At 72.3% G+C, this 14,108-nt stretch carries 11 protein-coding genes; 6 read left to right on the plus strand and 5 right to left on the minus strand.

The features are described 5' to 3' along the window. Positions 1-23 precede the first annotated feature (23 nt). Both serC and HS048_RS07690 read right to left on the minus strand, forming a co-directional pair. Positions 24-1,133, minus strand: coding sequence for a phosphoserine transaminase (serC, locus tag HS048_RS07685; RefSeq protein WP_068896495.1), 1,110 nt, complete (start codon positions 1,131-1,133; stop codon positions 24-26). Between the two features lie 225 nt (positions 1,134-1,358). After that, positions 1,359-2,465 carry a citrate synthase 2 gene (locus tag HS048_RS07690; protein WP_189235108.1) on the minus strand — a complete coding sequence of 369 codons (1,107 nt, stop codon included), beginning with the start codon at positions 2,463-2,465 and terminating at the stop codon, positions 1,359-1,361. 170 nt (positions 2,466-2,635) lie between these two features. Here HS048_RS07690 and pdxH point away from each other — a divergent pair, with 170 nt between their 5' ends. The 4 genes from pdxH to HS048_RS07710 all read left to right on the plus strand — a co-directional run bounded on the left by pdxH (position 2,636) and on the right by HS048_RS07710 (position 7,960). Beyond that, complete coding sequence (gene pdxH / locus HS048_RS07695) at positions 2,636-3,289, plus strand: pyridoxamine 5'-phosphate oxidase (protein WP_068896497.1); 654 nt, start codon at positions 2,636-2,638, stop codon at positions 3,287-3,289. Positions 3,290-3,349: 60 nt separating this feature from the next. Continuing rightward, complete coding sequence (locus HS048_RS07700; protein ID WP_196466568.1) at positions 3,350-4,627, plus strand: MFS transporter; 1,278 nt, start codon at positions 3,350-3,352, stop codon at positions 4,625-4,627. Between the two features lie 270 nt (positions 4,628-4,897). Then, entirely contained in the window at positions 4,898-5,599 is a 702-nt protein-coding gene (locus tag HS048_RS07705; protein ID WP_068896499.1) for a metal-dependent transcriptional regulator, read from the plus strand. Positions 5,600-5,719: 120 nt separating this feature from the next. Then, positions 5,720-7,960: a SpoIIE family protein phosphatase gene (locus tag HS048_RS07710; protein ID WP_068896500.1), complete on the plus strand. Its 2,241-nt coding sequence runs from the start codon at positions 5,720-5,722 to the stop codon at positions 7,958-7,960. Between the two features lie 168 nt (positions 7,961-8,128). Here HS048_RS07710 and HS048_RS07715 read toward each other — a convergent pair whose 3' ends face one another. Continuing rightward, positions 8,129-10,789, minus strand: coding sequence for a heparin lyase I family protein (locus HS048_RS07715; protein ID WP_196466569.1), 2,661 nt, complete (start codon positions 10,787-10,789; stop codon positions 8,129-8,131). A gap of 169 nt (positions 10,790-10,958) precedes the next feature. On the opposite strand from HS048_RS07715, the gene HS048_RS07720 reads away from it, so the two are divergent. Next, positions 10,959-11,735 (plus strand): alpha/beta fold hydrolase, encoded by a 777-nt coding sequence (locus HS048_RS07720; protein ID WP_068896502.1) that lies wholly within the window; start codon positions 10,959-10,961, stop codon positions 11,733-11,735. Between the two features lie 74 nt (positions 11,736-11,809). Here the strand turns inward: HS048_RS07720 and HS048_RS07725 are convergent, their stop codons facing one another. Beyond that, positions 11,810-11,971 (minus strand): hypothetical protein, encoded by a 162-nt coding sequence (locus tag HS048_RS07725; RefSeq protein ID WP_196466570.1) that lies wholly within the window; start codon positions 11,969-11,971, stop codon positions 11,810-11,812. A 150-nt stretch (positions 11,972-12,121) separates the two neighbouring features. Between HS048_RS07725 and HS048_RS07730 the strand changes: the two genes are divergently transcribed. Continuing rightward, positions 12,122-12,673: a hypothetical protein gene (locus tag HS048_RS07730; RefSeq protein ID WP_196466571.1), complete on the plus strand. Its 552-nt coding sequence runs from the start codon at positions 12,122-12,124 to the stop codon at positions 12,671-12,673. 156 nt (positions 12,674-12,829) lie between these two features. Here the strand turns inward: HS048_RS07730 and HS048_RS07735 are convergent, their stop codons facing one another. Further along, positions 12,830-13,975, minus strand: coding sequence for an acyl-CoA dehydrogenase family protein (locus HS048_RS07735; protein WP_068896504.1), 1,146 nt, complete (start codon positions 13,973-13,975; stop codon positions 12,830-12,832). Positions 13,976-14,108 lie beyond the last annotated feature (133 nt).

Below are 14,108 nucleotides of genomic sequence, written 5' to 3' on the forward strand. Positions count from 1 at the left end.
CGCCGGGGGTGAGCCGGATGTGACTAGAGGCGCTCGACGACGTGGTCGATGCAGTGGGTCAGCGCCTCGACGTCGGCCGGGTCGATCGCCGGGAACATCGCGACGCGGAGCTGGTTGCGGCCCAGCTTGCGGTAGGGCTCGACGTCGACGATGCCGTTGGCGCGCAGCACCTTGGCGACCGCGGCGGCGTCCACCCCGTCGGAGAAGTCGATGGTGCCGACGACGTTGGAGCGGAACTCGGGGGCGGCGAACGGCGTGGTGTAGGAGGTCTTCTCCGCCCACGTGTAGAGCCGGCTCGCCGAGTCGGCGCTGCGCGCCGTGGTCCAGGACAGGCCGCCGTTGCCGTTCATCCACTCGATCTGCTCGGCGAGCAGGAAGAGCGTGGCGACCGACGGGGTGTTGTAGGTCTGGTCCTTGGAGGAGTTGTCGATCGCCACGGGCAGGCTGAAGAACTCGGGGATGTAGCGGCCGCTGCCGGCGATCTCGTCGACCCGGGCGAGCGCGGCCGGGGACATCAGGGCGATCCACAGGCCGCCATCGGAGGCGAAGCTCTTCTGCGGCGCGAAGTAGTAGACGTCGGTCTCGCTGATGTCGACGGGCAGGCCGCCGGCGCCGGAGGTGGCGTCCACCAGCACGAGTGAGCCGTCCTCGCCCACGCGCTTGATCGGCATCGCGACGCCGGTCGAGGTCTCGTTGTGGGTGAGCGCGTAGACGTCCACGCCGGCCTCGGTGACGGCCTCGGGGTGGCTGCCGACCTCGGACTTGATGACGCTCGGGTCGCCCAGCCACGGAGCCTTGGCCGCGACGGAGGCGAACTTGGAGGAGAACTCGCCGAAGTGCAGGTGCTGCGACCGCTCGCGGATGAGCCCGAAGGCGGCGATGTCCCAGAACGCGGTCGTGCCGCCGTTGCCGAGGACGACCTCGTAGCCCTCGGGGAGGGAGAACAGCTCCGACAGACCCGCCCGGACGCGCCCGACGAGCGACTTGACCGGCTTCTGGCGGTGGGAGGTGCCCAGCACGCTCGCGCCGGAGGCGGCCAGAGCCGAGATCTGCTCGGGGCGCACCTTCGAGGGCCCGCAGCCGAAACGGCCGTCGGCGGGCTTGAGGTCAGAGGGAATCACGATGTCAGCCACCTGACCAGCCTACTGAGCCCGTCCTCCGGCCCGGACCCGGGTCCGGGATTTGAGACGGGGATTACTGGAGAACGAGACGGCCGCCCCGCGGGCACCCGAGGACGGCCGTACCGGTGGAAAACGAGACGGCCGTCCCGCGGAGACCCGGGGGACGGCCGTACCGGTGGAGAACGAGACGGCCGCCCTGCGGAGACCCGGGGGACGGCCGTACCGGCTCGGGGCGCGTCAGAACGCGCCGATGACCTCGGCGGCGCCGGGGACGTCGTTGACCGAGCGCTGTGCCGGGCCGACGTAGTCGGCGCTGGGGCGGACGAGCCTGCCCGTGCGCTTCTGCTCCAGGATGTGCGCGGCCCAGCCCGCGGTGCGGGCGCAGGTGAACATCGAGGTGAACATGTGCGAGGGGACCTGGGCGAAGTCCAGGATGACCGCGGCCCAGTACTCGACGTTGGTGGCGAGCACCCGGTCGGGCTTGCGGGCGTGCAGCTCCTCCAGGGCGGCCTTCTCCAGCGCCGCGGCGACCTCGTAGCGGGGCGCGTCGAGCTCCTTGGCGGTACGGCGGAGCACGCGGGCCCGGGGGTCCTCGGCGCGGTAGACGCGGTGGCCGAAGCCCATCAGCCGCTGGCCCTTGTCCAGCTCGCTCTGGACGTACTTCTTGGCGTCGCCGACCTGCTCGACGCCCTCGATCATGTGCAGCACGCGGGCGGGGGCCCCGCCGTGCAGCGGGCCCGACATGGCGCCGACCGCACCGCTCAGCGCCGCGGAGACGTCGGCGCCGGTGGAGGCGATGACGCGGGCGGTGAAGGTGGAGGCGTTCATGCCGTGCTCGGCCGCGGACACCCAGTAGGCGTCGATGGCCTTGACGTGCTTGGGGTCGGGCTCGCCCCGCCAGCGGACCATGAACCGCTCGACGATGCTCTGGGCCTCGTCGACGCGCTTCTGCGGGACCATCGGCAGGCCGAGGCCGCGCGCCGACTGGGCGACGAAGCTGAGGGCGGTCACGCTGGCGCGCGCGAGGTTGTCGCGCGCCTCGTCCTCGTCGATGTCGAGCAGCGGCTTGAAGCCGTAGGCGGGGGCCAGCATGGCCAGTGCGCTCTGCACGTCGACGCGGATGTCACCGGAATGGACAGGAATGGGGTACGGCTCGGCCGGGGGGAGGCCCGGCTGAAACTTGTTGTCGACGAGCAGGCCCCAGACGTTCCCGAAGGAGACGCGGCCGACCAGCTCTTCGATGTCGACGCCCCGGTAGCGGAGGGCGCCCCCTTCTTTGTCCGGTTCCGCGATCTCCGTCTCGAAAGCTACGACGCCTTCGAGCCCGGGTTTGAAGTCGGACATTCTCGGCCGCCTCCCTTTCTTGAAGTCAAAGCCTTGATGTCGAGATACCGGCGAGTCATATTCAACCCCCTGTGTTCAGGAGGCCTGCCGCCGGTCCCGCCGGAACGCGATAGCCCCAGGTGGGGGGCGGTGCGCGTGGGCGGCCGTCAAGCACGCGAGAATACCGTCCCGTGGACGCCACCTCGCGCCCGCCGTCGCTGGCGGGGCTCCGACGCACCTACGAGGGTCATCCCCTGCTGGAGGAGGACCTCGCACCCGATCCCATCTCCCAGTTCGCCGCCTGGTTCGGCGAGGCCGTGGACGCCGGGCTTCCCGAGCCGAACGCGATGGTCGTCGCGACGTGCTCGGCGGGCGGGCGGCCGACGGCGCGGACCGTGCTGCTCAAGGGCTACGACGAGACCGGGTTCGTCTTCTACACCAACTACGAGTCGCGCAAGGGCCGGGACCTGACGGAGAACCCCCGGGCCGGCCTGCTGTTCCCCTGGCACTCCATCCGCCGCCAGGTGCGGGTGGAGGGCCCGGTGGTCAGGCTGTCGCGGGAGGAGTCGGCCGCCTATTTCAGGTCCCGGCCGTACGGCTCGCGGATCGGCGCCTGGGCGTCGCGGCAGTCCGCGGTGGTGGGCTCGCGGCAGGAGCTGGACGAGCGGTACGCCAGGCTGGCGGAGCGCTGGCCGGAGGACCCGCCGGTGCCGGACTTCTGGGGCGGGTTCCGGGTCGTGCCGGTGGAGGTGGAGTTCTGGCAGGGCCAGCTCGACCGCATGCACGACCGCCTGCGTTACCGCCGCGCTGGGGACTCCTGGGTCGTCGAGCGCCTGGCTCCCTGACCACCTCACCTCCTTTTTGCTGATATATCCGGTTATTCGGATGAGCAAGAGGGGGCAGGCGTGGGGCTGCTGCAGTTGGGGCGCAGGCATCTGGTCGACGTCCGGCCCCTGGCCGTCCCGGCCTACCGGCGGCTCTGGCTGGGGCAGGGCGTCTCCTACCTGGGGTTCCAGCTCACCTCGGTGGCGGTCAGCGCGCAGATCTACGCCATCACCGGCTCGTCCTTCTGGGTCGGCATGCTCGGCCCGGCCAACCTCGTCCCGCTGGTCGTCTTCGGCCTGTGGGGCGGGGCGGTCGCCGACGCCGTCGACCGGCGCCGGCTCCTGATCGGCGGCGCGCTGGTCGCCTGGGCGGCGACGCTCGCCCTGCTCGTCCAGGCCTGGACGGGTACGGCCAGCGTCGGCCTGCTGCTGGCGACCGTGGCCGTGCACGCCACCGGTTTCGCCGTGACCAGCCCGACCCGCGGCGCGATCATCCCCCGGCTGCTCCCCGCCGAGCAGGTCCCGGCGGCCAACACGCTCAACTTCCTGGTCAGCAGCATCGGCGCGGTGATCGGCCCGCTGCTGGCCGGGGTGGCGCTCGCCCGGGGCGGGGTCGCCGTCGCCTACCTCGCCGACGCGGTGCTGTTCGGCGCGAGCCTGTACGCCGCCCTGCGGCTGCCGAGACTCGCCCCGCTGGGAGAGGTGACCAGGCCCGGCCTGCGGTCCGTCGTGGACGGCCTGCGCTACATCGCGGGCAACCGGGTGGTGCTGATGTCGTTCGTCGTGGACGTCATCGCCATGGCGTTCGCGCTTCCCCGGGCGCTGTTCCCGGAGATCGCGGCGGAGCGGTTCGGCGGCTCGCAGATCGCGTTCGGCTGGCTCTCGGCGGGCATGGCCATCGGATCGGTGGCCGGCGGGCTGCTGTCGGGCTGGGTGGGCCGGGTCCGGCGCCAGGGGGTGGCCCTCACGTTCACGATCGCGGTGTGGGGGGCGAGCGTCGCCGCCTCCGGCCTGGCGGGCGAGCTCTGGCTGATGGTCGCGCTGCTCGCGGTCGGCGGGGCCGCGGACATGGTCTCGGCGGTGTGGCGGCAGACCATCCTGCAGACCCACGCGCCCGACGAGATGCGCGGCCGGATGCAGGGCGTCTTCACGGTGGTGGTCGCCGGCGGCCCCCGCCTGGGCGACCTGCGGGCCGGGGCCACCGCGACCTGGTTCGGCGCCACCGGCGCCTGGGTCGGCGGCGGGCTGGCCTGCGCGGCCGCGGTGCTCGCCGCGGGGCTGGCCGTACCGGCGTTCCGGAACTACCGGGCGGGCGGGACCGGGGCACCCGACGGCGGATCCGGCGGGACCGGGGCGTGACCGGCCCTGCCGCGTCCGGCGCCCGGCCGGATCGGGACGGGTCCGGGCGGCCGGGCGGCTCCGTCCGGGTGGCGCGTCCGGGGCGTGCAGGCCGGTCGGGAAGCATTCCCGGGCGCGCGGTGTTGCCCTCCTTTGTCATCTCGGGGCCATCGCGGGCGGTTCTCCCAATAGGGTCGTAGCCCAAGACCTTTTTGCGAATCCAGCCCTGTCCGGAGCGACCCGCGGGACGCCGCGGAGCGGACACGGCACCGATACAGGAAGGGAGGGGTCTTGACCGCACACGGCTTGATCGACACCACGGAGATGTATCTCCGCACGATCTTCGAACTGGAGGAGGAGGGGATCGTCCCCCTCCGGGCCCGCATCGCCGAGCGGCTCCAGCAGAGCGGCCCGACCGTCAGCCAGACGGTCGCGCGGATGGAGCGGGACGGCCTGGTCCGGGTCGAGGGCGACCGGCACCTGACCATGACCGACCTCGGCCGCACCCTCGCGACCCGCGTCATGCGCAAGCACCGCCTCGCGGAGTGCCTGCTGACCCAGGTGATCGGCCTGCCCTGGGAGGAGGTGCACATCGAGGCGTGCCGCTGGGAGCACGTGATGTCGGAGTCCGTCGAGGCGCGCCTGGTCACGCTGCTGAACAACCCCGTCCGGGACCCGCACGGCAACCCGATCCCCGGCCTGGAGGAGCTCGGCGTCACCGCGACCGGAGCCGAATGGGAGTCGCTGCCGTCGATGGCGGAGGCGGCCGGACCCAGGGACGTACCCGTTGTCGTCCGTCGAATTAGCGAACAAGTGCAAAGCGATCCCGCTGTGATGCTTAAACTCAAGCAAGTTGGGATACAACCCGGACGCGAGGTCACGCTCGCGGCGAGCGACTACGGTGTGCGGGTGATAGGTGACGATGCGACGGGCAACGCTCTTGCGGACCTTCCGCGGGAGGTCGCTGCCCACGTCTTCGTCTCCGCGCGCTGACCGGCGCGCACTCGCTCGGTTGGATCCCACGGGGAAATCCCTCCACTCCCCGGCCGAGACTGCAGCAGGAGCAACCGTGGTTCGCTTTGCGCACACCCGTTACCGAGGGGCGGTCACCGGATGAAGCGGTGGGGGGATCTTCCGCAGGACGCCGCCGACCACCTTTCGGCGGGAGCCGTCCTCGACCAGGCGGAGATGGCGGTGGTGGTCACCGACCGCTTCAGCAATCTCCTCTACTGGAACCCGTTCGCCGAGAAGCTCTTCGGCCATTCCGGCCCGCCGGGCTCCCCCGAGCCGCGGGGGCTCACGCCGAGCCTCATGGAGGCCGACCACCCGCTCGCGGTCGAGGCCGCCAAGCAGGTGCTCAAGGGCGGCGTCTGGGAGGGCACCTTCGAGGTCAAGCGCGGCGACGGGACGATGATCTACGTCCGCGCGCAGGCCGTGCCCCTGCGCCACTCCTCCGGGGCGGTGACGGGCATCGTCATCACCGCCCGCGAGGCCATGCGGAGCAACGAGCGGGAGAAGGACCGCTTCGGCCTGCTGGAGCGGATCGGTGAGCGCCTCGCCGGCTCCCTCTACGTCGAGGAGACGCTCAAGCGCGTCGCCGAGATGCTCGTCCCGCAGTTCGCCGACCACTGCTTCATCGAGCTGATGGAGGGCGAGCGGCTGACCCGGAGGGTCTCCACCCACGTCCAGGGCTGGAACCCGCCGCCGGACACCTGGGCGCCGCTCGGCGCCGAGATCCGCTACCCCGCGGGCCACTACGCCGACACCGCGCTGCGCCGCCAGGAGACGGTCCTGGTCGAGGACTTCGCCCGGACCAGCTACCCGAGCCCGAGCGAGGGCAGCACCCGGCTGGCCGCGGAGGTCGGCCTGACGTCGGCCATCGTCGCCCCGCTGTGCGTGCGCGGCGAGACGCTCGGCCTGATGTACCTCGGGCTGTCCAACCTCACCGACCGGCGCAGCCCGCACTACGACACCTTCGACCGCGACTTCGTCGGGGCCATCGCCACCAGGGTCGCGCTGGCCGTGGACAACGCGCTGCTGTTCGAGGAGGAGCGGCACACCGCCGAGTCCTTCCAGAAATACCTCCTGCCCCGCGCCCTGCCCCAGCTCGACGGGCTGGAGATCGCGGTCCGCTACTACCCCGCCGCGCCGCTCGCCTCGCACGGCCAGGGCATCCAGACCCAGGTCGGCGGCGACTGGTACGACGTGATCCCGCTCTCGGCGGGCCGGGTCGGCATCGTCATCGGTGACGTGGAGGGCCGGGGCGCCAAGGCCGCCGCCGTCATGGGGCAGCTCCGGGCCGCGCTGCGCGCCTTCGCCCAGGACGACAAGCCGCCCGCGGAGATCCTCGCCCGCCTGGACGAGTGGACCCGCATCATCGCCACCCCCGAGCAGGACGACAGCGGCGAGGACATCAGCGTCCCGCCCATCGTCACCTGTCAGTACCTCGTGTACGACGCGTGGTCGCGCGAGCTGTCCTTCGCCAACGCCGGGCACGCCCCGCCGCTGCTGCTCGCCGACGGCACCTGCGTCGAGCTCGACATCAAGGAGGTCGGCCAGCCGCTCGGCGTCCGCGCCAAGGGCGTGCACGCCGACCTGGTCTACAAGGAGGAGACGCGGACGCTGCCGCCGGGGGCCTCGCTGCTGCTCTACACCGACGGCCTGGTGGACCGCCGCCCGCTGCGCGACTCCGGCAGCCACCCGCTCAGCGACGAGGAGAACCTCGCGCTGCTCTGCGACAAGCTCGTCGAGTGCTCCGGCGGCTCGGTGGAGCGCATCGCCGACGCCGCGACGGTCGCGGTGCCCGGTGAGATCGACGACGACATGGCCATCCTGGTGGTCAGGTCCTCCGCCGCCGACCTGGAGGTCGAGGAGCGCACCTTCGCGGCCCAGCCGATCATGGTCAGCGAGGCCCGCCGGATGGCGGCGGAGGCCTTCACCGGGTGGAACGTCCCGGAGGAGCGGGCCGAGCTCGCCTGCCTGCTCGTCTCCGAGGTGGTCACCAACGTCGTGCTGCACGCGGCCAACTCCGGCGTCCCCCGCCGGGACCTGGTGATGGACGGCGGCGCGCTGGACTTCGACGAGTCCTGGGACCTGCCCGGCTTCGAAGACGAGGACGAAGGCGAGGCCGCCGCGGAGAAGGAGTTCACGCTCCGGATCCGGCGGGGCCGGGAGTCCGTCTGGGTCGAGGTCTTCGACCAGGACCTGCGGCTTCCCCGCATCCGCAGCGCCGGGGAGAACGACGAGGGCGGCCGCGGTCTCTACCTCGTCGACCAGCTCGCCAGGCGCTGGGGCTCCCGTCCCACGCAGGAGGGCAAGGCCGTCTGGTTCGAGATCCCCACCCGGTCGCGCTAGCCCGGGCGGTTCCCACCCGGTCGCGCCGGTCCGGCGGCGACGGGGGCATCCGCCCGCGCGCCTCGGTCGTGGCGGTGCCGCGGGCGGTCCCCGGACGCCGGCACAGGCGGTGGCCGGAGAGCGGGCGGCGGATGCACCGTCCGCCCCCGGCCGGGACGCGCCCGCGGGTCAGCGGTAGACGAGCCGCACGCCCGCGGTGAGCAGGTACGGCGCGCCGTCGGCGGGGCTGAAGGACAGCGTGTACGCCCCCGGATCGGGCCTGCCGTCACCGTCGGCGTCCGGTGCCGCGGGCAGCTTGACGACGGCCGAGGTGTCGCTCAGCACGGCGATGCCCGCCGGGAGCCCCGAGAGCTCGGCCGACGTGGCGACCAGCGGCAGCGCCGAGACCGCGGCACCGTCGAGCCTCCATCCGGTGGAACCGCGGAACCCGGTGCCCCACACGGTGCCGGTCACGCCTCCGGAGAGCCGTACGGCGGTCGGCGACAGCAGGGTCACGCTCGCCGCGTACCGGCCGGGCGCCGGTACGGGCACCGCGGCCACCCCTCCGCGTGCCAGCACGAGCGACGGTCGCGCCCCGGGTCGGCCGGGCGGTGCCGTGACGCGCAGCGTCGTGTCGTCCACCCACGTCACCGGGACCGATCTGCCGTCGACGGTCACGGTGATCCGGGCGTCGCGGAACGCCTCCGCGGTGGCGCCGAAGCCCGTCCCGGTGATCGTCAGCGGGTCGCCTCCGGCGGCGCGCAGCATCTGCGCGGAGCCGACCTGCGGCGCCGGCAGGCAGCCGAGGTAGGGCGTCGCCGTGTCCCGGACCGTGTTCCCGCTGTAGGACGGCGCCGTCGGCGGCACGTCGCAGCGCAGCCCCCAGGTGCCGTACTGCATCGAGTTGCCCTGCACCGCCAGCCGGGTCACCGCGCTGTGCACGCGAATGAGGGAGGACGGGCCGATCCGGGACGCGGCACCGTTGGCGACCGTGTTCCCGGTCAGGGTCACGTCCTCCAGCGGAACGCCGTTCCCGTTGACGTCGATGCCCGCGTAGTGGCTCCCGACTCCGCTCAGCCTGTTGCCGTGCACCTTCACCCGGGAGGCGTAGACCGAGACGCCGGCGTACATGTCCGTGGTGTCGATGCCCGCGGGCCGCAACACGTAGGGGTTGGTGCCGAGGAACGGGTTGTCGACGGTGTTGTACGTCACCGCGGCCCCGGGGGACTGGATCTTCACGGCCCGCTTCGCGCAGCCCGTGAAGCTGTTCCCGGTGACCACCAGGTTCGCGTCCGGTTCGACGGCGGCGCCGTTGCCCTGGAGGACGACGCAGTCGCCGTCGTCCTTCGGACCGACGTTGCGGAACGCCGAGGCGCGGATCGTCACGTTGCGCGGGATCGTCTGACCGGGCGCGGAGGAGACGAGCACACCCCGCGCGACCGGGTACGGCCAGGCGCCGGGCGGCGGCGGCGGGACGGGCGGGGAGACGGCGTCCAGGCTGCCGGAGGCGTCGTCCACGCGGTACTCGTCGTGGTAGACGACCCTGCGGGTGGTGTCGGACGCCCGGCCGTCGGACCAGTCCCACTTGTAGACGCCCATCTTGAAGTAGTTGCCGACGACGTCGTTGGTCGTGTTCGGCCCGGTCGTCCGGTACACCAGCCGCCGGTTCTTGTAGATCTCCAGCAGCGGCCTGTGCTCCGGCAGCCATCCCCACCGAACATGGAACGCCCAGTCGGTCCAGCGCCCCTTGTCGGCCTCGTAGGAGCCGAGGGAACGGGTCTCGCGCTGCCCGGCGGCCTCCATGCTCGCGTTGCTGGACCACGTCCGGTGGTCCCACAGGCGCCGGATCTCCCAGGTGCCGTTGACGGTGTACAGCGCCAGGGGCGGAGAGATCCGCTCGTTCCTCTCCCACTCGTCCGGGCTGCTGTGCCACTGGGCGAGGACCTCGGCCGACCGGTCGGCGGCGTAGTCCTCGTCGCCACCCCTGGGCAGCAGGATGCTGAAGCCGTACCAGTGCTCCTCGCGCGGCCGCTCGGGGTCCAGGAGCACCTCAGAGCGGTTGCCTCCGTACACCGGGCGGTCCTCGCGGCGCAGCTCGCTGCGGAGCGCCTTGTCCCCCGCGCGGACCGGCGAGGGCGAGGTCACCGCCTGCCAAGCCCACGGCGACGGCCGCGGCGTCTCCTGCAGGTAATAGTCGTTGGCGTTGTGCCGCCGCCACCCGAAGGTCGGGTTGGCGCCTTCGAAGGCCCCGGTGAACTGCACGTTCGGGCTGGCGGTGGCACCGGCGCGCACCCCGTCGACGGTGACCCGGTCCAGCAGCACGCCGTCGGTGTTCCCGGAGACGTGGATCGCGGCCGGTGACTGCGTGGCGTTCACCGCGTACCCCGTCGCGCCCGGCTCGCGGGGTGGGGCGATGGAGCGGACCGTGATGTCGGTCAGCCTGACGCCGGTCGCGCCCACCGCCACGGTGACGCCGCGGACCACCTTGTCGTCGCCGTCGACGGTGAGGCCGCTGACGGTGGCCCCGCCCCCCACCGCGACCAGGTTGAACCCGTGGTCGACCGGTCGCAGGACGGTGCCGGGACCGGCGCCCGCCAGGGTCACCCCGGCCCCCACTCCCAGCCGGTCCGGCCGCACGTCGTAGACGCCGTAGGACACCCGCACCGTGCCGCCCCGCGCCGCCGCGGCCGCGCCGAGGGCGGCGCTGAAGGCCGCGGTGTCGTCGATCCCGTCGCCCGGCCGCGCTCCGTACGCCGCCACGTCGAAGATCCCCGCAGCCGTGGCCGGGACCGCGGGCGCGACGAGGGCCAGCGCCACCGGGACCGCCACCAGAGCTCGTCTTCTGTACACGGGGGCCCTCTTCGGGCGGCCCGTTCGCTCTTCCATACCGGCTTCCTCCTTGAGCCGTCGGTCGGCTCCTCCCTGAGCCGTCGATCGCCCATCGGCGCGGACGGAGGGCGGCTGAGGAGTTCGGCGGCGGCTCTGGGCTCGGCCGCCGATCGGTGCTTGAGTGGTCTGCATGGAGCTGGCCTTCGAACGGCGCGGGGCCGGAGCGCCCCTGATCCTGCTGCACGGCATCGGGCACCACTGGCAGGGTTGGCTGCCCGTGCTCGACCGTCTCGCCGCCGAGCGGGACGTGATCGCCGTCGACTTCCCGGGCTTCGGCGTCTCGCCGCCGCTGCCGCCCGGCACGCCGTACACCGCGGAGACGCTCGCGGACGCGGTCGAGTCCTTCTGCGGGATGCTCGGCGTCCGCGAGCCGCACGTGGCGGGCAACTCGCTCGGCGGCTACGTCGCGCTGGAGCTCGCCTCCCGGGGGGTCGTCCGCACGGCCGCGGCGCTGTCCCCGGCGGGGTTCTGGAGCCGGAGCGAGCTGCTGTACCTCCAGACGGTGCTCCGCGCGACCAGGGCGGCGGCGCTGGCCCTCCCGCCGGAGCGGGCCGAGGCGACGGCGCGGAACCCGGTCACGAGGGCGCTGTCGACGGGCGTGATGGTGGCGCACCCGGGCAGGCTCTCCGAGGAGGCGGTGCTCGCCGCGGGGGAGGCCCTGCGGGGCGCCAGGGGGTTCGACGAGATGCTTGCCTCGTTCGCGTGGCTGATGCCCCCGGCGCCGCCAAAAGTGCCGGTCACGATCGCCTGGGGCGAGCACGACCGGCTGCTCCTCCGGCGGCAGGCCGTACGGGCGGCGCGCTGGTCCGGGCAGCGGGTGAAGCTGCTGCGGGGCTGCGGTCACCTGCCGATGAGCGACGACCCCGAGCTGGTCGCCCGGGTGCTGCTGGAGGCGTCCGCCGGTTAGCGCGGCCGGACCGGGAACGCGTCGGCGTGTGGTCCGTCCCCGGTGACGTCCGGCGCGGTGCGGCGCACCGCGCGTCAGCGCATGGTCTGTCCCCAGACGGCGAGCATCACGACGGCGAACGCGATCATGACGCCCGCGTAGGCGAGAGGGCCGAGCCGCAGTGCCCGGCGCACCCGGTTCAGCCCCCAGGCGAACAGGAACGCCAGGAAGACCAGCAGGATCAGTCCGCTGTCCATCGTCACCGCCTCGGGGGAGCCTCGCTGACCAGTATGCGCCGTCCGTTCGCCGGATGCGGAGGTTCCGACCGCCGGATGCGGAGGTTCCGTGAGCGCCTCCCGGACATGGCAGGTGCGTACAGCGCGGCGGTTCGTGGCAGGGTGGCCGTCGTGAACAGAACGTCGAAGACAACGCGTGTCCTGCTGGTGGCGGCGTTCGCCGTGTGCCTCTCCGCCTGTGCGGGGGAGGGCGGCTCGGACCCGTCCGCCGCCCCCGCGGCGCCCTCCGCCTCGGAATCCGCGCCCTCCGCCTCGGCATCCGCCCCGGAGGCCGCCTCCCCCGACGGCTCCACCCCGGAGCCGTCGGGGGAGGCGACCGAAACGTCGCCCCCGTTCCACGCGACGTCCGCGCCTTCGGCGCCGCCGAGCCCTGAGGGGTCCGGTGGCAGAGGCCTCGACGAGGACGTGCTGGGCCAGGTCACCATGAAGGGGGCGGACTCCATCCTGGTCACAGGGGACGACTCCGGTGACCGCACCGCAGAGCTCGTGCCGTTCACCGAGGTACTCGACGTGCAGGGCGGCATCTGCGACGAAGGGCCGGTCCCGCACCGGTGCAGCGTGGACCAGCTGAAGAAGGCGCTCAAGGGAGATGTCTCGCTGTACGCCAAGGTGACGATCAAGGACGGACTGGTCGTGAAGATCGAGGAGCTCGTCAGGAACTGACGCGGCGGTCGCCGATCACGCCCGCACCGGGGTGCCCCGGGGTGCGGGCGTGATCGTTGTGCGGGCGTGATCGGCGGACGGCGTCCGTGGACAGAAGCCACCAGGGGCGATCGGCGGCGGACGGCGGTCTCAGGAGCGATCGGCGGCGGGCGGCGGTCAGAACCCGAAGGAGCGGCCGATGATCTCCTTCATGATCTCGGTGGTCCCGCCGTAGATCGTCTGGACCCGGCTGTCGATCCAGGCCTTGGCGACGGGATACTCCATCATGTAGCCGTAGCCGCCGTGCAGCTGGAGGCAGCGGTCGATGACCTTGGTCTGCAGCTCGGTGGTCCACCACTTGGCCTTGGCGGCGTCCACGACGGTGAGCCGCCCCGCGTTGAGGGCGAGGATGCACTTGTCCAGGTAGTGCCGGGCGATCTCGACCTCGGTGTCCAGCTCGGCCAGCACGAACCGGGTGTTCTGGAAGGTGCCGATGCTGCGCCCGAAGGCCTGGCGGTTCCTGCAGTAGTCGATGGTCGCCTTGAGCACGGTCTCGGCGGCGGCCACCGCCGCGACGGCGATCGACAGGCGCTCCTGCGGCAGGTTGCCCATGAGCTGGAAGAAGCCCTGGCCCTCCTGGTCGCCGAGCAGGTTGGCGGCGGGGACGCGGACGCCCTCGAAGGACAGCTCGGCGGTGTCCTGGGCGTGCATGCCGATCTTGTCCAGGTTGCGGCCCCGGGTGAAGCCCTCCATGCCGCGCTCCACGACCAGCAGCGAGATGCCCCGGGCGCCCGCGGCCGGGTCGGTCTTGGCGACGGTCACCACCAGATCGGAGTTGATGCCGTTGGTGATGAAGGTCTTGGAGCCGTTGAGGACGTAGTGGTCGCCCTCGCGAACGGCGGTGGTCCGCACGCCCTGCAGGTCGCTCCCGGCCCCCGGCTCGGTCATCGCGACGGCGGTGATCAGCTCGCCGCTCGCGAACCCGGGCAGCCAGCGGGCCTTCTGCTCGTCGTTCGTCAGGTCGACGAAGTACGGGGCCATGACGTCGTTGTGGAGGGAGAAGCCGAGGCCGGACGCGCCGACCCTGATGATCTCCTCGACGATCACCGCGTTGTAGCGGAAGTCCTTGATCCCCGCCCCGCCGAACTCCTCCGGCACCCCGAAGCCGAACATCCCGACCTCGCCGGCCTTCTTCCACACCTCGCGGGGGACGATGCCGTCCTTCTCCCACCGGTCGTGGTGCGGCACGACCTCCCGGGCCAGGAACTCGCGCACGGTCTCCCGGAAGAGATCGTGCTCCTCCTCGAAGAGGTCTCGCTGCATGGACTGCCTCCTTAGGGTCTCCGCGTAACAGAATACGATTCTGTTACCAGGAGGTACAGGTGGTCGGGGGTGCCGGGTTCCCCGCTTGGAACGTTCGCGAGATCACAACTGCGCCACAGTGCCCTGGGAGTCC

The organism is Planomonospora sp. ID91781 (genome assembly GCF_015711595.1).
Taxonomy (GTDB): Bacteria; Actinomycetota; Actinomycetes; order Streptosporangiales; family Streptosporangiaceae; genus Planomonospora; species Planomonospora parontospora.